A 23,579-nucleotide genomic window follows, 5' to 3' on the forward strand; every position below is an offset into this window, starting at 1 on the left:
AAATTTAGAGTTTGATTCTTTTGGAAAACTCACCCACACCCTGCGATAAACCACCACTGGTAGAGCACTGGATCTTTTGTATGAGAGCCAATAATTGCGGGGCATCGGTACACTGCTCCAGATTTAGCAGGTAACCCCATACATCTTCAGATGGTGCATTTTTTTCGATATAAGTCGCCAATTCTGACTTTAATGTCTCAAAGTTAACATCAGCGGCTTTGCGCTTAAAATAGCCAGTAAAAGAAACTGCCTTTTTTGGCTTATCGTTGAAGGTAGCATCAAACTCAGCGGCACTATTGCTTTGCGATTGAATGGATTGGGGCTGAAGTGCTTTGCTGTCTTCGTTTGCTCGCGTCGTGGTCTGTATTTCAGCCACTTGCTGCTCAGTGACAGTACGTGGTGCCGCTGGTTGCGGGGTTACATACGATTGACTTGCAACGCTGGCATTATCATCTGCTATCAACTCAATACACTGAAACTCTTGTAACAACTCAAACAGAGGTGCTATCCCGCCAAACTCAGCGAACATCTTACTGTTATCAAGCGAATCAAGATATTGTTGATAAGTCTTTTTGCCATCAATCATGATTAACAATGTTCTCGCCTCTCGCGGCAACACACCTAGACTTTGCGTCTTAATTTCTTCTCGACCCAAGTCGCTTTTTCGAAATACATCGCTATTATTCATCTGATAAACCTAACGCTGATACTTAAGCAAACACGACCACAATACGGTGCTGCCTAAATAATTTTTGATACTTTGGGCTATAAATCCACCCTACCTTGAACTTTTATAAATTCTTTCAAAACCATTTCTTTTAAAAGATTTAAGGTGTAATTTTTGCTAAATCATTGGCGACTTTTGATTATATCAATACATTTAATGAAGCGTTAGTATTAGCAAAATCTAATAGAATGAACGGTTCATATAGCATATAAGTGGTCATTTGAATAAGTTCTAGCGAAAAAAATATAAAAATAGCCATGAATAATTTCGTTTATAGATATGGCTGATAGGATAAACAAGAAGATAAATAGCTAACAGAAATGAGGAGTTTTTCTTACTCTATCGTATTTCAAATTCACTTTTTTATGCTGTATAACATTATCTAAAGCAATAAAGTAATTGCAAAAATTATAAGCATTTTCTTCATTAACTATTTACGCTTACTTTATTACCTCCATAAAAAAAGGGCCTATTTACATAGGCCCTATCTAGCTTAATCAACACTACTTAATTATGTATAAATTAGAATGGAATATCATCATCGACAGGACCATCTGGCATTGCTGTCGGCTTTGATTGTGCAGGCTTTTGAGCAGGTTGATTAAACTGATTCTGTTGAGCAGGTGCACCTTGATTATTGTTAAAGCTGTTTTGACCACCGCTAGATTGGTTGTAACCACCTTGCTGAGCAGGTTGATTGTTTGCTTGCTGACCAAAATTATTCTGGTTACTTTGACCGCCTTGGTTGCCGTAGCCTTGATTTTGGCCACCTTGGTTATTATTACTGAAGCCGCCATTATCCTGACCACCCGTTGCGCCATCCAGCATTTGCATTTGCTCAGCGCGAATCTCGGTAATATAGCGGTCTTGACCATTGGGATCTTGATATTTGCGGGTACGCAAACTGCCTTCGATATAGACCTTACTGCCTTTACGCAGATACTGCGCGGCGATTTCGCCTAGACGATTAAAGAGTGAAATGCGATGCCATTCGGTGGCTTCTTTCTTTTCACCGCTTTGCTTGTCTGTCCACTGCTCTGACGTCGCAACCGAGATATTGGTCACGCTACCGCCGTTACTAAATTGACGTGCCTCAGGGTCTGCTCCAAGGTTACCGATGATGATAACTTTATTAACTCCGCGCATAGTTCCGTCCTCTTACTTATGAATAATTTAATTACGAGCTTTAATCGAGTCTTTAATATAAACCATTAATTCTATCAGTAATATGGCTTTACTTTAACTATTTTCTTTTAAAATATCTAGTCACTGTATACAGCAAACGACATGCTACGTCGTGCAGTGTTGAGGCTTTATCTTTATCACTATTAAAAATCAGCTTCCCTCTGTGCAATACTATTCATTATTTTGAAGTATCAACATCTTAGCGAGGATTATAAATAGAAAGGACTCCTTAGAGACCTGAAAAACACCATAAAATATCAGTAATGCCAACGATTATTTATTATTACGATGCATACTGAGAGTGACGCTACCCAGCTCTACACCAAACTTTTTCATGACTGAACGATTGAGCATGACATCGTCATTAATAAGATACATCCAATCATCAAAATTCACTTTGTACGTCTTGTCTTCAACGGGCAACTCTAATACGTAATTCCAATGCAAGGTATTGCCAACCACTTCCCCTGTCGCCTCGCCAATGACATCGCCTGCCGTACCTTTCCAACTGCCATCCATTTGCTTGGTCAGTCGCCATATACGCTGCGATTTTGTGCCATCTGCCCAGTCAAACTTCTCATCCAATACAATGACATTATCGCCTTCATGAGTGGCATCAATATCGACGTAAAAGCGTTTTTTGACCTCGCCATTGCGACCTTGAAACATGCCCCAGCCATCAATCTGACCGGAGAAAAATTCATGCATATCAAGCGTTGGTGTGCTGTTTTGATAAGCCTGAATATTTTGGGTGGCGCAGCCAGAGGTCAAAAGCGTGGCAGATAGCCCAAAACCTATCGCCAGCTTGACCATTGCTCGGGGAGCAACATCTTTACCAAAAAAAGCACCATTCAACAGCATTTTAAACTGACTCATATTAATTCCTTTTAAACAGAGATGAATTTTTAGTTTTCACTTATTAGGGTCTGTCTACGCGGTTATTGTCTACTCAGTTTTGCCCATTTAGGCTTATTTCTATAACCTTTAGATTGTTGCATAGTTAATCTATTAAAGATCTAATGGACTTTGCGCCAAGCTCGATAGCTGCTGCCGTGAATCCTCTGTCAACTGGGTCTTATCCAGCTTTAAATAAGCCACTTGTTCTTTTGCCATAACCACCAGTTCATCAACGCCGTCGACTGCTAGCACTTGCCGCGACCAATCTTGTATGTTGATATTTTTGGGAATCGTAACGGTCGTACTTGATAAATACGGTGGATCAGCAATTGGGATAATAAGCAGCAACGAAATGCCCATAATGATAGCCAATATCCCCCACGCCAGCAGATTAGGCTGACTCAGTAACAAGCCACCCATTGCCCCGCCCACAAATGCACCAAAGAACTGACTGGAAGAATTCAGCCCCATAGCCGTGGCTTTATTGGCGACTGGTGCGCGCTTGGATATCCACGAAGGAATTGTTGCTTCAAGCAAGTTAAAGCCCATAAAGTACAGCAGCAATCCTAAAATAATACCGACGCCGACCTGACTACCCAATGCTAGCACTGCTAAGGCGACGGTCATCAAGGCAATCGCACCCAAGAATACTTGGCGCATTTTGCGTTTCTTTTCGGCAACGATAATAAAAGGAATCGCGACGGCAAAACCGATAAATAGCAAAGGCAAATAAACCAAACCCTGCTGACGTACCGATAGACCCATCACCTCATTGAGCTGATGCGGCAATATGACAAATATCGCCGTCATGGTCAGATGAAGGGCAAAGATACCGATATGCAAGCGGTTTAAATCGCCGATTTTTAGTACCGTCGCTAACTGCTGACCAATCGATTTATTATCTAAGTTATGCTTGAGCACTCGTAGCGGCGTCGGTACGAAAAAAAGCAGCAGCATCGCTAGAATAGCAAACCCTGAGGTCAACCAAAATAACCCAGAAATACCAAGCGAACCGACCAATAGCGGACCGAAAGCAAAAGCAAGCATGATGGAAGTCGCAATGGTTAAACCCATCGTGGCCATCGCTTTGGTGCGCATCTCTTCGCGCGTCACATCAGCGAGTAGCGCCATCAATACCGCAGAGACCGCGCCACTACCTGCCAGCGCCCGACCGATAATGACTTCATAAATATCCGTGGCATTGGCGGCGATGATACCGCCAAGAGCAAATAGCACCAGACCCAAAAAGATAATCGGTTTACGCGGAAACTTATCAGCAGCAAGACTCATCGGTATCTGAAAGATCGCCTGCCCTAGCCCATAAATACCGACCGCTAAGCCAATTAGAAATGGTGTCGCATGCGCATAATTGTCGCCATACACAGAAAACACGGGCACAATCATAAACAAACCAATCATCCGCAAGGCAAATATACCACCGACCCCGAGAATTGCCCGTTTTTCTACGCTATTCATACTTGCCTCACTGGTTCGTCATTGCTGATTTATCACTACTGCGCTGCTTATACTATTGTGACTCTATCAAGGCTTTAGCTATAAATTAAGCCCACTAGTATAAGACATTCGCCATCAGGTTGCCGAGACTTTTGTCTTTTTACGCTTCCTTTGACCATTCCTGCGCTCACCTGTAGGAGTGACACCATAATTTTGTTACCAAGTGCATCTGATGGGTCACCATACCTTGAATAATCCCTCCATCATGACAATAAAGCAAGGCAGCGCAGACATTGTTGCCTAAACAGCACTTATGACGCATGTCCTTATAAAAAGGCATATCCTAAAGTGACACAGCTTGAACTGATACAGCTTGGATAAATTTATAACAAACCCTCCCTATTAGTTAACACTGATTTGATTTAGATTTGCTTATTAAAGTCAAAACAAAGCACAAAATAAAAACAGTTATTCATATTGTTCGATACAACGCTTAACTTTTATCAAACGATATGCATTTGAGAACTATCCACGCTTTTGTTTAACCCATAAACTCACCTTAAATTACCCATAGTCATTAGTTACTCATATTAGTTACTCATATTATTATTGAACGACGACCATCTTTTTTAAATACCATTTTAGCAAATAGGAAACCTATCACCGATGGCACATGACCATATCGCAATACGCGGCGCACGTACTCATAATTTAAAAAATGTCGACTTAGACATTCCACGAGATAAATTCGTGGTCATTACTGGCTTATCAGGTTCTGGTAAATCTTCATTGGCATTCGATACCTTGTATGCCGAAGGGCAACGTCGTTATGTCGAGAGCTTGTCGGCGTATGCGCGTCAGTTCCTCTCGCAAATGGAGAAGCCTGACGTCGATAGTATCGAGGGTCTATCCCCTGCGATTGCTATCGAGCAAAAATCAACCAACCATAACCCGCGCTCTACGGTCGGTACGATTACTGAAATTTATGACTATCTGCGCCTGCTGTATGCGCGTATTGGTACGCCGTTTTGCCCTGAGCATGGCGAGCCAATGGTCGCGCAGTCGGTGACTGAGATGGTTGATCAAGTCATGGCACTACCAGATGACACCAAGATTATGATTTTGGCACCCGTCATACGTGAGCGTAAAGGTGAGCATACGGTCTTACTTGAGCAGCTCATTGGCCAAGGCTTTGTCCGTGTGCGCGTCGACGGTGATGTTTATGACACCGATGAGCTACCAACACTCGATAAGAAGAAAAAACACACCATCGAAGTGGTGGTTGACCGCTTTAAAGTTCGTGATGATTTGGGCAACCGCGTCGCTGAAAGTTTGGAGACTGCTCTACGCTTAGGCCAAGGTTTGGTGACGCTACACTTTATGGATGGCAATCCAAAAGAAGGCGGCGATGAAAACCAAGTCATGTCAGCCAAGCATTCTTGCCCTGTTTGTGATCGTGCCGTGTCTGAGCTTGAGCCGCGCATGTTCAGTTTTAACAATCCGTATGGTGCTTGCCCAAGCTGTGATGGTCTTGGTAAACGTCAGTATTTCTCTGCTGAGAAACTGATTACCCATCATGAAAAATCGCTTAATCAAGGTGCCATCAATGGTTGGGATAAGCGTCACGCTTATTACTTTGGTTTGCTCTCTACTGTCTGCAAGCACTTTAAAATTGACATGGATGCACCGTGGCAAGATCTGCCCAACGCGCAGCAAGACCTTATTATGAATGGCTCTGGTAAAGAAAAGCTGACCTTTAACTTTACCGATGAGCGCGGTCGCAAGACTAACAAGACCGTACCATTTGAAGGTGTACTGCCTTATCTGGAGCGTCGTTATGCTAAAACGCAAAGTAATCTCGTCCGTGACGAGCTAGCCAAATATTTGGCTGATACCACTTGTAACGTCTGTGATGGTGCGCGTCTCAATGAGATTTCACGCAATGTCCGTGTCGATGAGCACACCATTGCTGAAATCGTCAAAATGTCTATCGGTGATGCGGCTGATTATTATAAAACACTAAAAATTGGTGGTCATAAAGGTGAAGTCGCGGAAAAAATCTTTAAAGAGATTAATGAGCGTCTAAACTTCCTCGTCAGTGTCGGACTTGATTATCTATCCCTTGCCCGCTCTGCTGAAACGCTATCGGGCGGTGAAGCACAGCGTATTCGTCTTGCTAGCCAAATTGGCGCAGGTCTGATGGGCGTGATGTATGTGCTTGATGAGCCATCAATCGGTCTGCATCAACGTGATAATGATCGTCTATTAAAAACCTTAACGCGCTTGCGTGATTTGGGTAATACGGTATTGGTCGTTGAGCACGATGAAGACGCCATTCGCCAAGCGGATCACGTTATCGATATCGGTGTCGGTGCAGGCGTACATGGCGGTCATATCATCGCTCAAGGTACGGTCGATGACATCATGGCCAATAAAGAATCACTGACTGGACAATATATGTCTGGTAAGAAAAGAATCGAGATTCCAGCGATTCGTCACAAAGCCAAAACGATAGAGGTTGAGGAAAAAGGTAAAGCCAAACCGAAAAAAGTACCGATGACCATTGAACTAAAAGGTGCGTCTGGTAACAACTTACACGATGTTGATTTGTCTTTACCAATCGGTATCATGACCTGTATCACAGGTGTTTCAGGTTCTGGTAAATCGACCTTGATTAACCGTACTTTGATGCCACTTGCCGCGACTCAGTTAAACAATGCTTCGACGCTCATCGCGGATAAGCATGACAGCATCAGCGGTCTTGAGCATTTGGATAAAATGGTCGATATCGATCAAAGCCCGATTGGTCGTACGCCGCGCTCAAACCCAGCGACGTATACGGGCGTGTTTACCCCAGTACGTGAAATGTTTGCACAAACCCAAGAAGCGCGCGCTCGTGGTTATAAAGCTGGTCGCTTTAGCTTCAATGTCAAAGGCGGACGCTGTGAGATGTGTCAAGGTGATGGTCTTATTAAAGTTGAGATGCATTTCTTACCGGATATGTATGTGCCGTGTGATACTTGTGAAGGCAAGCGCTATAACCGCGAGACTTTAGAAATTCACTATAAAGGCAAAACCATCGCTGATGTGCTCGATATGACAGTCGAAGATGCCACTGAGTTCTTCTCAGCCATTCCAGCGATTTATCGTCGCCTGCAAGCACTCATGGATGTTGGTCTGAGCTATATTCGCTTGGGTCAGTCTGCACCCACGCTATCAGGTGGTGAAGCGCAGCGTGTTAAACTGGCGCGCGAGCTGGCTAAACGCGATACGGGACAGACGCTCTATATTTTGGATGAGCCAACCACTGGCTTGCATTTCCATGATATCGATAAGCTGCTCAATATCTTGCATGCGCTACGTGATAAGGGTAATACCATCGTGGTCATCGAACACAATCTTGACGTCATTAAAACGGCGGATTGGGTGATTGATCTTGGCCCTGAAGGTGGTAAAGGTGGTGGACTGATCATCGCTGAAGGTACGCCTGAAGAAGTAGCGGAAGTCAAAGAGTCCTACACGGGTATATTCTTGAAGCCGATGCTTGAGCAAGCGATGAAAGAAGTAAGCTGATACAAACTGGTTAATCGTTGATAAAAGGCTACTCTTTAGGGGGTGGCCTTTTTTGTTGGATGCAATTGTATTATTAGTAGTTAATTTAAAGTTGAATCTACACGTCAAATAGTGTCGCCTATCTTCGTTAAATACTTCTGCTAACAATCTTTTTACTATAAAGTGGTTCTCAACAAAATTTAATTTCCTATGAGAGAATAATAAATGTTTGAAATTAAATGCTTGAATGCGTTAGAAGATGAATTGATTGAACTAGAACAGTTTATGACTGAGTTTGATGAAGGATTAGGAACATTCAAACTTAATTCCCGAGACTCAGAGAGTGTTAATAAAGTCATTAAAGAGATGGAGAAAATGGTGGATAACAAGGTTCTGAAATACTCTTCTAATGCTAGAGTGATGAATATGGTTAGCGAAATTAAAGCTAATCTTAAGCAACAAGTTATTAGCAAAGCTGACGACTATAATATTAAAACAAGTACAGAATAAAAACTTTATATTTTTCATGTATAGAAAACTAACGATTCTAAATATAATTCTATTCTTAAGAGGGCATCATGGCTACTACTGTAATTCAAGCATTTAATGAATTTATGAAAGAAACGGTAAATTTAGACCAAGCACGAGTTGCTAAAGCACGAAGCAGTAGAAACTGGCTTTTAAGTAAAATTGCTCTTTTTCCTACGAACGATACGTCATTCCCATTTCTACATGGAGCCTATAATTTAAATTATGGGTCATTCGAACGTAAAACAAAGACTAGACCTCTCGATGACATTGACACAATGATGGGTATCAATGCGGATGGTTGCAGTTATCTTGAATCGACAGTTGATAACATTAAAATTTATTTCCCAGACAATTATAATGGTCGCCTTAATAATTTTAGACATACAACTTTAGGAAAAGAAAATACTCTAAGCTCAACCAGAATAGTAAATAAGTTTGTAAAAAACCTTGGTGAAATAGACCAATATGCTAAAGCTGAAATCAAGCGAACAGGTGAAGCTGCAACCTTGAAATTAACCTCATATGAATGGAATTTTGACCTTTTACCATGTTTCATGACTTCAGAAGAAGCTGATGGTCGGAACTATTATTTGATTCCAAATGGAAACGGCGATTGGAGAAAAACAGACCCTAGAAAAGATCGAGTAAGACTAAGCTCAATCAACCAAGCATGTAGCGGAAATATATTAAATGTCATACGAGCTTTAAAGTATTGGAACCAGCGTACCTATCAAGTAACAATACCCTCTTACCTACTCGAAACAATGATTAGTGATTATTATCAAAATGAGATTAACTTATCAAAAAATAATGATGTTTCAGAATTCGTAGACATAGAAATTATAAAAGTTCTTGAATATTTAACGAACAACATTTTTATGACTGTCAACGATCCTAAAGGTATTTCCTATAATATCAATGCATTAAGCTTTGAACAGCAGTTAGCGATTCAAAATAGAATGAATAATTCATTGGAAAAGGCTAGACTGGCTAGACAATATGAATTTGATGGAAAACAAAAAGAAAGTATCAAAAAGTGGCAAGATTTTTTTGGTGGTACCTTTCCTGACTATACTGGATAATAAGTATGACAAATATATCTGAACGCCAGAACGAGCCAGAAAATATCAAAAAGTTACAAGCTCAAAGCCAATTGTATACTGAAATAAAGTTTATAATGATTTTAAACAGTTTAATTGGAGTTGGACTTCCAGTTATCGTTTCTTTCTTAATATTCGTAATCAGTAACTATCCTTCATTCAATCTTGTAAATTTTGATAAAAACTACGCAACATATATATCGGCTTTCATAGGTTTTATTTCCGTTACTTCTATTCTAGTCCTTAATCAAATTTTAAAATCCTTGAAAGGAAATGCTGCGAAAGTTCAGGAGATGTTTGATACTAACGTTTTTGATTTACCTTGGGATAATATAAATATTGGTAAAAAACCTAACACTGAACTAATATTTAAGAAAAGCAGCAAGTTTGCTAATCGTAATCCTAACTATACAGGTTTTACAGATTGGTACACTGCTAAGGCTGCCAGCTTTGAATATCCTAGGGCTATTGCATTTTGTCAACAGCAAAATCTTTGTTGGGATACATCATTAAGAAATATTGTTATCGTCATATCGACCATCTTACTAATTCTTATACTTTTAATAGTATTTATATTGGGTTGGTTCAACAATGTCACGCTAAGAAATTTTATTACAAATTTTGTTTTAATATCATTACCTATTTGCGTTTTTTTCTTCAATATTATTGTGGAACATAAAGAGACAATTAGCGAGATAGATCGACTAAGAGAAATCAACGAAAACTTAATAGACTCTACCACTTCTAATAATTTACTTAATGGTGACTTTAAATCGGAGTGCCGTAAACTACAAACAGCTATTTATATTCATAGAAAAACTGCACGACCTATACCTGATTGGTTACATAGAATATATAAAGATGATCATGAGGGAGAATCTGACGATAGAATGCAGCAATATCTTAATGATCATCAATAATTACAATATTAGAATTTATACTTCCCTATCGGCAAGTTCTTATATGCTTAAATAAATATAAAAATTTCAAAAAAAATAGTTAATTGGATAGTCATTAATGAATAGCGATAATTCAGACCAAACACCTACTAACCCACTGAGTAATAAGTTAATTGGTCTATTAAAAGAGAAATCTTGGGCTATTCTTAGTGGTTTGCTTGGCAGTACAATAATTGCCTACCTTTCATCACGCTTTTTTATTAAGTTTTACCTGTTGGAAATTGGCTACCCTTCCCTAACTTACAGTGCTTTGCTAGATAATAGCACTGTGTCAGCATTAACGTTCGGAATTTTCGCTGTTCTGACTGGCTTCCTTTTCGCTTTTTGTATCGCTCCAACAATTCTAAGACTATTGTATACTGAACAATTGGAGCTATATGAAGAAACTCATCAGAAATATAAGCGACCAATTATTATATTTCTGTCTATTTGTCTATCGTCACCACTACTTATACTCATACCTACAGAAATATCCAACCTTATAAAAACAAAATATTTAGTATATTTAATATTTTCATCTTCACTTTTATTCATTTTTTTATTATTTGACACGTGGGAGAAAACAAGTAATAAAGAAAGGTATAAAATAGTATTTAATGGCTTTATGTTTGGATTTGTTTCTTTTCTCGCTTTTACACCTTTTTTAATACTTATCAATGCATTAAATTACTCTAGCATTCCGAATTTTTTTGCATATCTTATTATTGTACTAATCTGGATACCTTATAGCATTTTCAATAGTGTCAGAGTCGCTTCTCAAGAAGTTGTTAACTACTTTATTGATATTAGTATTGGTGTGTTAGCTCTATTAGAAATCATGATATTGAGCTCAAACACTATTAAGGTTCCTATAGCTGATTTTGTAGGTATCAAGGATACTGAAGCTCAAATTTATGAGATTTCACAGACAGATTATGAGGAACTAAATCAAAAAATCATTAGATTTTGGAATATCAGTACAACTTGTAGTCCTGATGATAAATGCACAATAATAAGCGCGGACTACGATACAGACTGTATCGAAGATTGCAAAAATCCTGTCTATTTACATGGCCAGGTTATCTTTCGAGACTTAACAAATGCAATTATATGCCCGCCAAACTATAAATTTGGCAAAGGTATGAATGATCACTGCGTATTGGTTGAACAATCAAAAATTAAGCCCACATCACAAACTGCTAAATCATTAAAAGAAAACAGCCACATTGTCGTCAACTCTTTTGTTCTAGATTAGAGATTACCGACCCTTATCTAAACAAACTCTCTTTCAATATTCATCACCCTTGCATCCACCGTACGTTCTAGCTTTTCCTCAATTTGACTACATTGCGACTCAACCTCACGTTTAGACAGTCCAACGATCACAAACGTCCACTCACTGGCATCATGCCGATCACGTTCACCGCTCTCACATACCGCGATGCTTGGCGTATTGCCAAAGCGCGCATGCAAGCCGCCCATGCGTTGGCGCTTTTCTTTTAGCGAGCTGCATCCAGGCAATGAAAACGTCAATGTCAAAATAGCGATATGCATTTTATGCTCCTTGCCAAAAAAGTTTATACTTTATAGTAGCATCAAACATAATATCCGATAATGTCTGCGCGTCAGCATCCAGACCCTTTATAATAACGTATCAATACCAACCAACCTGCGTATCTCGCCCATGACTTCTATCAGCTACGTAAAGCAGCAGCACATTACTCGACTATGCGTGCGCTGCGGCTTACTCCTTATGCAGTATGGCGCTGAGTCTGCCGTGGTGGTGGACTTATCCAAACGCTTAGGGCTTGCCTTAGGGATGAACAGCGTCGAATGTTCGCTGAACTTTAATGCCATTACCCTGACGACCATCTGTGATGAGCGCTGTATCACTACCACCAGAGACACGATCAATCAGAGCATCAATGTTAATTTATTGGTGCAGATCCAGCAAATAATCAATAAAACCGAAACCACTGTCAATCATAATGACTTGATTGACCGCACTACTCTTGCCTTTGATGAGTTAGATAAAACAGTGTATCCAACATGGCTAGTCAGCGTATTTGTTGGGGCGTCATGTGCGGCGTTTGCTTATCTTAATGGCGGCAGCTGGTCGATTACGGCGGTGACATTCATCGCAGGTATGGTGGCGATGCTCACTCGTATTTACCTGTCCAAGCACCACTTCAACCCTTTTATCACCGTTATTGTGACGGCCTTTATTGCCTCGCTCATTGGGGCGACGACCTATTATTTTGATATTGGTAACAATGCAGATATCGCCGTGGCCTCTAGCGTGCTGCTACTGGTGCCAAGCTTTCCTTTGATTAATTCTTTATCCGATATCTTAAAAGGCTATGTCAATATTGGCGTTGGGCGTGCGGTCTTTACTTATATGCTCACCTTGTCTGCATGCGTTGGCATCGTGATGGCACTGGTTTTAATGCAAATACAGCACTGGGGGTTTTGAGATGTGGTTCATTGAGACCGTTGTGCTGTCGTGTATTATCACTCTTGGTTGGACGCTGATGTTTAGCGTCCCCAAACGCTATATCTTACCGTGTTTGCTGATGACCGCTTTTGGCTTTGGACTAAAGACGGCTCTTGTTTATCAACATGTGCATCTCGTGGTTGCTAGCTTTTTTGGGGCGATGCTTGCCAGCTTTTTGGGCGTGTATTTTTCCAAGAAATACACGCTACCGCCCAAAGCGTTAATTTCGCCCAGTGTCATTTGTATGATGCCCGGTATCGCTGCTTATAAGGCGATGGTGAGTATGGTACAGATTGGCTATTTTGGTTTTTCAGATGAATTGTTTAGCCAAATGATGGTGTATTTGTTTGAGGCATTGTTTGTGACTTCAGGATTGGTACTGGGCTTGTCCATTCCCGGGCTGCTATTTTATAGACGTCGTGCCATTGTTTAAATAGGTTTAGGCGGGTTTAGGCGGGTTTAGGCATTTAAATGTTAGGCTGTTTTTAGTGAGATACTAACCACATCGAAGCGACTTAACATACCCTAACCACAAAAAACTTGTAAGATGGATGATAAGACCCATTACGGTAGAGTCCAAGATAGCACCAATAACAACTTAATAAAGAGATTCATTATGACCAAACATTATGACTATATCGCCATTGGCGGCGGTAGCGGTGGCATTGCTTCCATCAACCGTGCGGCGAGCTATGGCAAAAAATGCGCCATTATCGAAGCCAACCAATTGGGCGGTACTTGTGTGAACTTGGGCTGTGTACCCAAAAAGGTAATGTGGTATGGCGCGCAAGTTGCCGAGGCTATTCATAAATATGCGCCAGACTATGGCTTTGATGTGGATGTTAAAGGTTTTGACTTCCAAAAATTGGTGCAGAGCCGTCAACAATATATCGAAAATATTCACCGCTCTTATGATAATAATTTGGCCAAAAACGGTGTAGAAGTGATCAAAGGCTTTGCCAAATTTGTCGATACCAATACCGTAGAAGTGAATGGCGAGCTGATTACCGCTGACCATATTTTGATTGCCACGGGCGGTCACCCGATTCAGCCAGATATTAAAGGCGCAGAATACGGCATCGACTCTGATGGGTTTTTTGCGTTGAACCATTTGCCAAAACGCGTAGCAATTGTGGGCGCAGGCTATATCGCTGTCGAGATCGCAGGCGTGTTAAACAGTTTGGGCGCTGAGGTACATTTATACGTACGCCAGCACTCGCCGCTACGCTCATTTGATCACAGTGTGGTAGAGGCATTACTCATAGAGATGGAGCAAGACGGTATTCAATTGCATACCAATACCACGCTCACGGAAGTCCATAAAAATGAAGATGGTAGCCTGACTTTATGTACTGAAAATGGCAGCTTAGACGCGACAGATTGCTTGATTTGGGCGATTGGTCGTGCGCCATCGACAGACAATATCAACCTGCAAGTAACGGGTGTGGAAACAAACGAAATTGGCAAAATCAAAGTCGATAAGTTCCAAAACACCAATGTTGCAAATATCTATGCGGTCGGTGATATTATCGAAGATAGTGTGGATTTGACCCCAGTGGCGATTGCCGCAGGTCGCCGTCTGTCCGAGCGCCTATTTAACAACAAGCCTAATGAGCATTTAGACTATACGTTGATACCGACGGTTATCTTCACCCACCCTGCTATCGGTACGATTGGCTTGTCTGAAATCGACGCGGTTGAGCGCTATGGTAAAGACAATATCAAATGCTATAACTCAACATTTACCTCGATGTATAGCGCGGTAACCCAGCATCGTCAGAAATGTATGATGAAACTGGTGTGCTTGGGCGATGATGAAAAAGTTATTGGTCTACACGGTCTTGGCTTTGGTGTCGATGAGATGATTCAAGGCTTTGCGGTCGCGATCAAAATGGGCGCGACTAAAGCGGACTTTGATAATACCGTTGCCATTCATCCAACTGGCTCAGAAGAATTTGTGACGATGCGTTAGTTTGATAGATTGGAATATATTAAAAAAGGCTACCCTTAACGAGGTAGCCTTTCTTTATAGATAGTGACTTGCACTACTTGCTACAAGTCCCTTTTATTCCGAGTTTGAGGTCAGCGATTGCTTCCCTGCCTTCACTTTCAGGTACCAGTTTAACACCCGCACCACCAACAATTAAACCTGGCTTAATATATTGTTTTACAAAGTAGTTATTACCCGCTGTAGTATCAATCATTAAATCGTTAGGAGAAAATTCAGATTCGGTAGAAACTTTGTGCGGCATATTGCCTAGTACTTCATGATAGAAGAAAGTGCCTCGTGCAGTTTCACCAATACATTCATCATCTACCCACACATCTTTCTTTAAAGCCCCACCCACCAAACTATTGCTACGATAAATATATAGACCAGCATTGTTGGCACTAGGTGCTTTCACTTGCTTGAGTACGCTAGATACTTCGATATTTTCAGTGGGTACAGAAGCACAACCGGCAAATAGTATTGATGTAATCGTTAGAAAAGCGATTTTTTTTAGCATGTTATCTCTCTAAGAATAAGGGTGGCTTTATTTAATATATTTCAATGACTTTATTATGAATAAGTTATAGGAACATGGCTCAGTTTCAATAGTCAAAACCAACTCATCACTCGCTCGATAAACCTTAAAACTGGTTTTGCAAGTGCCTCAATTATCAGTAATAGCCATGTGATATCTATATGACTATTACTGATAATTGAGATTTTCGTTGATTATTTATCACTAATCCCCTCGTTCTTAATGTATCTATAAAGTTACTAAAACTATATAGAATTATATCTTAGAATCCAACTTAGTTTCTCGATATTTGCCTATTTTTATTCAATATCTATTTTCTATACTTGAATCACCTCTATTCTAATAGCTCTGGGAAATTTAAGTGAAGTCACGTTCATACTGACAGCACAATCCCGATACTGCTATGATGCAATTAATACTGACCGTTGAGAGATGACTGTGTGGCAGGTGTACTTATTTATATTACCGATTGGTATTGGGATCATGACATTGGCAGCAAGCTTGTTGTTTTTGTTTGCTTATCTCATGTCTGATGACAATGCCACGCGCTTGCCAGCATTTAACTGGTTTAAGCGCTTAATTATCGTGGCATTTATACTGCTAAGTGTTGGGCTGTTTATGACCTTTGGACATTTTTGGGGTTAATAAAATCAACCTTTGAACATTCAAGATTTTTTAATGAACCATTTTTTCTAACTCCAATAATTCTAAATCCTCACGTTTTGGCTCGCCATTATTGCCATCGTTTGGAAATGGCATTTTATTACCATTTAACTGATAGCCGCGGCGCTGATAGTAAGCCAAAAGCTCAGGACGATGGCTCAAGATAGACATGGTCAAACGCGCAGGGTTTTTATCAGCTACTTGCCCATCTGACGATAAGTGACGAGTAGCGAAGGTTTCTGCTGCTTGCAAAATCACATTGCCAACGCCCTGCCCTTGTAGCACAGGATGTACTGCAAACATACCTATATAAGCTTTTTTATTTGAGTTAGCATCGGTTTTGATATCGACCGCGATACAACCGAGTAGCTCACCCGTTTCTTCTGCCTCACCTTCACCACTGGTTGTTTTTGGATACACAAACAGATAGTGTTTGGGATTTGCGATGGTATTAGCCAGCTCATCTGGCGTGATACGAATACCGCCGACCAAATCTGCCTCATTGGTCCAGCCTGCCGTTTCCCGATAACAGCAGTTTAATAACTGCTCCAGTGCGCCAATATCACTTGCTTCCGCCTGACGCAAAAATACCGAGTCTTTGCTCAAGTAATCTTTATTCATAGTGTTTTTATTCATATTATAATTTTTCCTTTTATTAGCTATAGTGGATTTACTTTAAAAAGAATACATTACTGCTGGGATGAATTTTTCGAAGCCTCTGGAATGCAAAGCACACAGCAAGCGAGAGAAACTCATCCCAGCTGGATGTTTGTATTTGTCATATATTTTTTATATTGAACTGACTATGTGTATTAAAAAAGCTGACCCAAATTAATAGGCCAGCCTTAATAGTAATACGTATACATTTTGAGTGCTAGGGCGATAACGCCTGCGCTTGATCGATAATATTAAATCCAGCGTTAATCTGTGCACGCGTCGGCGCATGACCACGGCGAAGTAGCTCAGAAAAAGCAACCAGTTCTTTATCACGCCCTAAAGTGCTAGCCGCACTAGCACGTGTGTCTTCCTTATGATCATCAAAGTAATATTCGATATAATCTAACGTATCTGGTGAACCGAATAAGATACTGTTATCAGGTGTCGCGGCATGACCACTATAGCGTAGGCTCTTACCATATTGCATCGTCCAAAAGAAAGGAATGCGCTCTGCTAGTGAGTTGACATTGGGGTCGTTTAAGATAGTGGCAGCAGTGACCAAGCCATGCTGTAAGGCCACCCGCCAATGTTCGATACGCATGCGTCCCATTTGTCCAGAAGCTTTCGCAATATCGCCCAATGCATAAACCCCATCGCGTAGCTGCAAATGGTCATCCACTTGCACGCCATCTGGCGCGTTTACTTCTTCGAACATTTCTGTACGTGGTGCTACACCAGTCCCTAAAATCACGATGTCTGCATCAACTTGCTCACCATTTGCTAGTTTAATACCGCCAACTTGCGAAAAATTGCTGTCACTAGTCTCATCTGCTTTTTTTACCTCAACGATTTCGGTCACACTGGCATCAAAGACAAACTGAATGCCTTTTTCCTCATGCAGCTTAATCAGCGCATTACTGACCGTTTCGGAGACAATATTTCCCATCACCCGATGATCTTGTCCGATGACCGTAATAGAAGCCGTCGTGCCTGCTTGTGCCAATGCGGAAGCGACCTCCATACCGATAAAGCCAGTACCGACAATCACTACACGCTGATCGTGACTGGCCGCTTTGATCAATTTGGCATCATCCATACTGCGCAGTGTATAAACGCCATCAAGCTCAGTCCCTTTAAAGGGTGGAATATTTGGCTCAGCGCCTGTTGCGACCACTAAGAAATCAGCGGTTTGTGTGTCGCTATGACCATTTTTATCTTTGATGACAATCGTACGTTCATTGGGCATTACTTCGCTGACGGTTTTATTTAAGAGTAAGTTAATATCGTGTTTGCTCGCCCAATCTGCACCGCCCAGGAGCAGCTTTTCTTCAGGCATATTGCCCGCTAAAAATGCTTTGGACAATAATGGACGGTTATAAGGGGCTTTGTCATCAGCACTAATCAAGGTGATTTTGCCACCATAGCCAGTGTTACGCAGTTGATGCGCTGTCATAAAACCAGCCGCACCGCCGCCCACGATGAGGGTATGTGTATCGATAAGCTTATCATTGGCAATCTGTTTATCTATCTTCGCTGAGGTATTCACCGTCAAGCTATCGCCGTTATCGGTCACTTTGTATTGAGTTAGGCCTTCGGTCGCTATTGGCTCTAATAGCGTCCCATCGCGGCTATCAAACGTCGCATGATGCCAAGGACAGACCACGCGATTGCCACAACGCAAGCCTGTGCCTAAATCTGCGCCTGCGTGCGGGCATTTACCATCGAACGCCTGAAAATCATCGTCGTCGCGGGTAATTAAGATGATACTATCATCATCTTGCTTGTACGATTTCATGCCGCCACTGGCAATATCGGCCTTATTAATAGTCACTGTGTAAATCGTTGCATTGGTCATAAGTCTTCCTTAACAGTTATAATGGTTTCCTGAATCAAACGTGTTGAAAATAACCCTATCGCATCAGTCAGTCTCAACGAAAAACATTATTTTCTCTCTGTTTTTTTAATGCTGTTTTAAAACGCTATGCATTGATAGTAGCAAGACCCTTTCGCACACGCTGTTTTTTTGTATGTTTACTGCGTTGCAAAACGTAATCTTTAATGGTTAATCCTTATCTTGAACGCTTCTTTTTAAAATTTATCCTCAAAATAAAAGACGATTTTATGACTTCTTCTAATGCCATCACAGATATTAATACTAGCCCTCAATCCGCTCTTGAAAGTACTCAAGATAATGAGCAGTTTGATATAGCAAGCATCGATATTACCGCAGCGACGGATACTGCGCAGTTACCCCAGCCTATTCAACCACCTGTACAGCAAGCAACCTATAAAGCCAACGCAACTGATTTCATCGTTAATGAGCTATTGCCGCTCGAATTCACAGGTGAAGGTGAGCATTTATGGCTGCATATCCAAAAATCAGGGATGAACACCGCATATCTGGCAAAACTGCTGTCAGAGTGGGCAGAAATTCCTCTGCGCGATGTTGGCTATTCAGGTCTGAAAGATCGCCATGCATTGACAACGCAGTGGTTCAGCTTACGGATACCTAAAAAGCAGTTGCCAACTGTTGAGTTTGCACCGATAGATATCGGAGCCAATGAATCGGTCACTATCCTCGATCAGCAATGGCACAATAAAAAGCTCAATCGCGGCACGCATCGTGCCAACCAATTCATCATTACCTTGCGTGATATCCAATTTACTGATTTTGATACGATATCGCCAACACCTGAGCAATTAGCATTGGCAAAGCAAGGTGTCGAGCAGCATTTAGCAAACATCGGCACAACTGGCGTGCCCAACTATTTTGGTCCTCAACGCTTCGGACGTAATGGCAATAATATTAGAGAAGCATTATCGCTGTTCGCGCGTCCACCGCAACAAAGCCGACCACAATCCAAAAAGAGCAAAAGTAAGCGCGTACCACGAGAGCAAAACAGCATGGAGTTGTCTGCTGCACGTAGTCTAATTTTCAATGAGATATTGGCAGCACGAGTGTGTGATGGCAGCTGGAATACTGGATTGGCAGGCGAAGTGTTTAACTTAGATGGTTCAGGGTCAATATTTACTAGCGAAGAGATAGACGATACGTTGCGTACACGCCTTGAGACGGGTGATATCCATCCCACTGCTGTGCTATGGGGTAAGGATAACGATAAAGTCAGCGGTGTGGCGGCAGATATCGAGAATGACCTGATTCAGCAAAAACCGCTATTGGCTCGCTTGGCAAATGGCTTAGAGCAGCGTGATGTAAAAGCACAACGACGCGCGCTACGCCTACCTATTGAAGCGCTGTCTTGGGAATGGCAGGATAAAGGTGAGACGCAAATCTTGGTACTAAATTTTACTTTAACGACAGGCAGCTTTGCCACCAGTGTTTTGGCAAGCATAACAAAACAATTAATACACTAAAGCGTATGCGGTCCTTCGACTATGGTCGCTAGTCATGTGCCGTAGAGCACCTTAATATTATTATTTTCTGCTGCCAACATCTCGTTGGCACTCACCACTTTATTACGACCACAGCCTTTGGCTTCGTATAAAGCCTTGTCCGCCATACAAATTAAGCGCTGGCAAATATCATGCGGTAGCTGCGCTGTGGGAGTTTGAAGATTCGCTCGTTTACTGCTGTACGATTTAATGATCCGCGGTATTACAAGCGACTGCGACGCTTCTTTTTGGATGGGTGTTTTGCACGCTTGCTTTATGCAATTGCGCTCGTCATGCGTCAGCGTATATAGCCCTAAGCTGGTAGTCACATTAAAACTTATATTGTCATCGACAATGATGTTTTGCTTAGCAATGCTTAGCCGTAGTTGTTCAGCAATGATCATAGCCGTGTCGTGATTCGTATCTGGCAATACAATCAAAAACTCTTCCCCGCCATAGCGACTAATGATGGTTTCATCAGTTAAAGACTGCAAGAGCGTCTGTGCGACCTCCACTAAAACTCGGTCTCCTATCTCATGACCGTAATTGTCATTGACTTCTTTAAACCAATCCAAATCCAATAAAATAACGCTGATATCTTGATGGTCTTCTACTGATTTCAGCACCTGCTTCATTTGCGTCAAACCATAACGGCGGTTTTTCAGCTTGGTCAATTCGTCTTGATTGGCATGTAGCAGCACTTCTTTTTTGCTGTCGTCCAATATCAACAGCAAGGTGCGAAACATATAAACGATAAAAATCGCTTTGGGCAATGCCAAAAACACATGGGTTAATCGCCAAAAAAATGTTGCAGAGAGCTGTAATTCACTCATGCTGTCCCAGTCCAATGTCGCACTTTCAAAAGCGGAGGCGGCAATGGCATTTTCGATAGCCATGACTTCGTTATAATTTAAATAACTTGAAGTATCAAGCATGGGATAAATCACCGTTAGCTGACGCAAGCTAGGCAAATCAATACCAAGATAAGGCGATACAATAGCCAACAAAATCAGAAAAACTTGCAGCAAAAATACTCGCCAAGCATAACGACGCTTGATCAACACCATTCCTAGCATCGCACCGCCGACCAGCGATACCCCTGCAAACAAACTGCTGTAGCCTATCATCACGATGATCACGGCAATATAAATGGTATAAGGCACCATTAACATTATTTGCCATCTATCCAAGTCTTTACCGTTGTTTCCACTATGAGATAAGCAGCCGATCAGCCACCAAATGAACAATCCTGTTACCGTCACCCCTAACCATAGTGGATATAACAGTTGGATATTGACATAATCATGGAGCGCATCTCGACACCACCAGACCATCAAGCACCATAGCCAATGGGAAAACACTTCTATCAACACAAATAAGGCCAGCAGCGACGCCCTATCGGCCGCCTGCCATTCAAAAATAACTCGGGAGAGTTTTTTATAGCCTAAATGAGATATCTTTACAGCCATAATTGGGCTACCGCAGATAGTAAAAGTGATTGAGCTAAAACCAAATAAAAGGGATAACTTATATTAAACCCAAACTGTCGCATTTAGTGTGGCAATCTTTCCTTCAACTATCAATCTGTTTAAGTGATTTATACGTTAATATCTGGCATCTTGTTTTATGGCGTGGCTTTGCGTCATGGCGTTACTTCATAATTGCGAGTCAAATTTTAACGATTATTATCATTCATGACTTAATATAATCAAGAGTTGTCCTTTGAAAATATTAAATAACATTTAAGCATTATTAAACAAAGCTAGTTTAACTTATCTATTGGGTCTGAGTGATAGCTCATTTTGGACTAAGTCAATGCCGTAAAAGACTGCCAAATACCTTGCTGTTCAGGGTGCAACGTCGGTACATCCCCTATCCGTCGCCACGGCATATTACTACCATGGAAGTCGCTCCCTATCGAGGTGACAAGCTCGTGCTCGGCTATGCTGCGATCGACCATTCTACGAGTGCTAATCGGCTCGCTATTCGCAGGCAGCTCACAAGCGTCACCGCCCAGTTGAGCAAATTCTTCGATAAGCTTACGCACTCGCGTCGCTGAGAGCTGATAACGCGTTGGATGCGCCAGTACTGCTTTGCCGCCGCACGCGTGAATCAGCTCAATCCCATGCTGCATCGTCAAGGCTTCGATTGCCACATAAGCGGGCTTGTTGTCTGCCAAGTATTTATCAAAGGCTTTTTGTACCGTTTTCACTTCACCGCGCTCAAACAACACTTGACCGATATGTGCACGCCCAACTGCTTGTGGATTACCGCTCGCTTTATCCAGTACCGCTTGCCACAGCTCATCATAGTTGATATCTAATAGCTCGCTGAGCTTTTCAGTGATTCGTTGACCACGCGTGGCGCGGCTATCCTGTAATTGCTGCAGCGTTGCATGCATTTTTTCGCGATCGGTAAAATCCAGTCCCAGCACATGAATAATCTTGTTGGTGGATTTATTTTTACCGTAACCACCACTCAGCGTATGTTCACAACTGATTTCAACACCATTGATAAGCGTCATACCACAGGCAGTGGCAGTGGCTCTCGCGTCATCGATACCCAATAATGTATCGTGGTCTGTCAATGCCAATACATCGACGCCAGCCGCATGGGCTCGTTGCACTACTTCCGTTGGCGCATAAGTGCCATCTGAGCAGGTACTGTGACAATGTAAGTCGATTTTCATATAAAGTGGCCTTAAGGTTTTGAATGTGATAACGCTTATGAGTATGGTATCAATAAAATGCCAAAAAATGGCTAAGGGATGTCATATAAAACGATTATCGTGTTGATTGCTTTTTTTTGGCGCAGTAGACGTGTAAACTACCCCATACGTTTCGTTGGACATGCCACACGCTATGAAAGCCCTATTAGACTTTGTTCCCTTGATCGCTTTTTTTATTGTCGCCCGTACCCAAGGTATTTTGGCGGCAGCAGGCGCTTTACTGATTGCCACTATTGTTGTCTACGCCATTCATTTTATCCGCCAAAAAGGCAAATTTGATAAGCAGCAATGGGTGGTTTTATTATTGACCATCGTATTTTGTGGCGGTACGCTTTTGCTACGCGATGACATTTACTTGCGTTGGAAATCACCGATTATTAATGGCATTTTTGCTTTGACACTGCTTGTCAGTGCCGCTATCAATAAGCCGTTGATGCAGCTAGCGATGAAAGAAGTCTTTACCTTGACGCTTAGCGGTTGGAAAAAACTAACCGTCGCTTGGGCGCTGTTTTTTGCCTTTATGGGTGTACTGCATTATATCACGGCATTTACCATGTCGGATGAGGCTTGGATCAACTTCAAAACTTATGGCTGGATTCCTATTATGTTGGTGTTCGTAGTCGCTCAGTTTGCGCTGCTAAAAAAACATATCAATCCAGCGCTGACCGATAAAACGGCTAAATAAGCGCTAGATAAGTAGCCGCTAGGTAAGTAATTGCTAAATAAGTAGCCGC

General features: G+C 41.7%; 21 protein-coding genes. 11 read left to right on the forward strand and 10 right to left on the reverse strand.

The window, feature by feature from the left end; genetic code table 11:
* Nucleotides 1-4: 4 nt before the first annotated feature.
* The 4 genes from RH96_RS12125 to RH96_RS12140 all read right to left on the reverse strand — a co-directional run bounded on the left by RH96_RS12125 (nt 5) and on the right by RH96_RS12140 (nt 4,285).
* Complete coding sequence (locus RH96_RS12125; protein ID WP_010201342.1) at nt 5-688, reverse strand: hypothetical protein; 684 nt, start codon at nt 686-688, stop codon at nt 5-7.
* A gap of 561 nt (nt 689-1,249) precedes the next feature.
* The gene (ssb, locus tag RH96_RS12130; RefSeq protein ID WP_010201344.1) at nt 1,250-1,873 is read right to left on the reverse strand and encodes a single-stranded DNA-binding protein; all 624 of its coding nucleotides are present in this window, start codon (nt 1,871-1,873) and stop codon (nt 1,250-1,252) included.
* Between the two features lie 312 nt (nt 1,874-2,185).
* Nucleotides 2,186-2,788, reverse strand: coding sequence for a DUF3833 domain-containing protein (locus RH96_RS12135; protein WP_010201345.1), 603 nt, complete (start codon nt 2,786-2,788; stop codon nt 2,186-2,188).
* Between the two features lie 132 nt (nt 2,789-2,920).
* Nucleotides 2,921-4,285 (reverse strand): MFS transporter, encoded by a 1,365-nt coding sequence (locus tag RH96_RS12140; protein WP_010201347.1) that lies wholly within the window; start codon nt 4,283-4,285, stop codon nt 2,921-2,923.
* A 645-nt stretch (nt 4,286-4,930) separates the two neighbouring features.
* Here RH96_RS12140 and uvrA point away from each other — a divergent pair.
* The 5 genes from uvrA (at nt 4,931) to RH96_RS12165 (ending at nt 11,640) form a co-directional block, all read left to right on the forward strand.
* Nucleotides 4,931-7,837, forward strand: a complete 2,907-nt coding sequence (gene uvrA, locus RH96_RS12145; protein ID WP_010201350.1) for an excinuclease ABC subunit UvrA — start codon at nt 4,931-4,933, stop codon at nt 7,835-7,837.
* A 204-nt stretch (nt 7,838-8,041) separates the two neighbouring features.
* Nucleotides 8,042-8,326, forward strand: a complete 285-nt coding sequence (locus RH96_RS12150; protein WP_010201352.1) for a hypothetical protein — start codon at nt 8,042-8,044, stop codon at nt 8,324-8,326.
* 68 nt (nt 8,327-8,394) lie between these two features.
* Nucleotides 8,395-9,429 (forward strand): hypothetical protein, encoded by a 1,035-nt coding sequence (locus RH96_RS12155; RefSeq protein WP_010201354.1) that lies wholly within the window; start codon nt 8,395-8,397, stop codon nt 9,427-9,429.
* 5 nt (nt 9,430-9,434) lie between these two features.
* Complete coding sequence (locus tag RH96_RS12160; RefSeq protein ID WP_010201355.1) at nt 9,435-10,367, forward strand: S-4TM family putative pore-forming effector; 933 nt, start codon at nt 9,435-9,437, stop codon at nt 10,365-10,367.
* A gap of 97 nt (nt 10,368-10,464) precedes the next feature.
* Nucleotides 10,465-11,640, forward strand: coding sequence for a hypothetical protein (locus tag RH96_RS12165; protein WP_010201356.1), 1,176 nt, complete (start codon nt 10,465-10,467; stop codon nt 11,638-11,640).
* A gap of 17 nt (nt 11,641-11,657) precedes the next feature.
* Here RH96_RS12165 and RH96_RS12170 read toward each other — a convergent pair whose 3' ends face one another.
* A complete protein-coding gene (locus RH96_RS12170; RefSeq protein ID WP_010201357.1) occupies nt 11,658-11,939 on the reverse strand; it encodes a DUF503 domain-containing protein in 282 nt (93 codons plus the stop codon).
* A gap of 130 nt (nt 11,940-12,069) precedes the next feature.
* Here RH96_RS12170 and RH96_RS12175 point away from each other — a divergent pair, with 130 nt between their 5' ends.
* The 3 genes from RH96_RS12175 (at nt 12,070) to gorA (ending at nt 14,851) form a co-directional block, all read left to right on the forward strand.
* Nucleotides 12,070-12,858, forward strand: coding sequence for a threonine/serine ThrE exporter family protein (locus RH96_RS12175; RefSeq protein WP_026037344.1), 789 nt, complete (start codon nt 12,070-12,072; stop codon nt 12,856-12,858).
* Nucleotide 12,859: 1 nt separating this feature from the next.
* Nucleotides 12,860-13,312: a threonine/serine exporter family protein gene (locus RH96_RS12180; RefSeq protein ID WP_010201359.1), complete on the forward strand. Its 453-nt coding sequence runs from the start codon at nt 12,860-12,862 to the stop codon at nt 13,310-13,312.
* Between the two features lie 183 nt (nt 13,313-13,495).
* The gene (gene gorA, locus RH96_RS12185) at nt 13,496-14,851 is read left to right on the forward strand and encodes a glutathione-disulfide reductase (RefSeq protein ID WP_010201360.1); all 1,356 of its coding nucleotides are present in this window, start codon (nt 13,496-13,498) and stop codon (nt 14,849-14,851) included.
* A 73-nt stretch (nt 14,852-14,924) separates the two neighbouring features.
* Here gorA and RH96_RS12190 read toward each other — a convergent pair whose 3' ends face one another.
* On the reverse strand, nt 14,925-15,386 hold the full coding sequence (locus RH96_RS12190) for a DUF2846 domain-containing protein (RefSeq protein ID WP_010201361.1): 462 nt from the start codon (nt 15,384-15,386) through the stop codon (nt 14,925-14,927).
* A gap of 465 nt (nt 15,387-15,851) precedes the next feature.
* On the opposite strand from RH96_RS12190, the gene RH96_RS12195 reads away from it, so the two are divergent.
* Complete coding sequence (locus tag RH96_RS12195; RefSeq protein WP_227500968.1) at nt 15,852-16,049, forward strand: hypothetical protein; 198 nt, start codon at nt 15,852-15,854, stop codon at nt 16,047-16,049.
* Nucleotides 16,050-16,079: 30 nt separating this feature from the next.
* Here the strand turns inward: RH96_RS12195 and RH96_RS12200 are convergent, their stop codons facing one another.
* The gene (locus RH96_RS12200; protein ID WP_010201368.1) at nt 16,080-16,703 is read right to left on the reverse strand and encodes a GNAT family N-acetyltransferase; all 624 of its coding nucleotides are present in this window, start codon (nt 16,701-16,703) and stop codon (nt 16,080-16,082) included.
* 238 nt (nt 16,704-16,941) lie between these two features.
* Nucleotides 16,942-18,579, reverse strand: coding sequence for an FAD-dependent oxidoreductase (locus RH96_RS12205; protein WP_010201370.1), 1,638 nt, complete (start codon nt 18,577-18,579; stop codon nt 16,942-16,944).
* A 203-nt stretch (nt 18,580-18,782) separates the two neighbouring features.
* On the opposite strand from RH96_RS12205, the gene truD reads away from it, so the two are divergent.
* Nucleotides 18,783-20,099, forward strand: a complete 1,317-nt coding sequence (truD, locus tag RH96_RS12210) for a tRNA pseudouridine(13) synthase TruD (protein WP_010201371.1) — start codon at nt 18,783-18,785, stop codon at nt 20,097-20,099.
* A 32-nt stretch (nt 20,100-20,131) separates the two neighbouring features.
* Here truD and RH96_RS12215 read toward each other — a convergent pair whose 3' ends face one another.
* Nucleotides 20,132-21,586: a sensor domain-containing diguanylate cyclase gene (locus RH96_RS12215; RefSeq protein ID WP_141629757.1), complete on the reverse strand. Its 1,455-nt coding sequence runs from the start codon at nt 21,584-21,586 to the stop codon at nt 20,132-20,134.
* 338 nt (nt 21,587-21,924) lie between these two features.
* Nucleotides 21,925-22,806, reverse strand: a complete 882-nt coding sequence (locus tag RH96_RS12220) for a PHP domain-containing protein (protein WP_010201374.1) — start codon at nt 22,804-22,806, stop codon at nt 21,925-21,927.
* Nucleotides 22,807-22,978: 172 nt separating this feature from the next.
* Between RH96_RS12220 and ispZ the strand changes: the two genes are divergently transcribed.
* On the forward strand, nt 22,979-23,530 hold the full coding sequence (gene ispZ / locus RH96_RS12225) for a septation protein IspZ (protein WP_010201375.1): 552 nt from the start codon (nt 22,979-22,981) through the stop codon (nt 23,528-23,530).
* Nucleotides 23,531-23,579: the final 49 nt, after the last annotated feature.

Origin of the sequence: Psychrobacter sp. PAMC 21119 (assembly GCF_000247495.1) — a bacterium.
Taxonomy (GTDB): domain Bacteria; phylum Pseudomonadota; class Gammaproteobacteria; order Pseudomonadales; family Moraxellaceae; genus Psychrobacter; species Psychrobacter glaciei.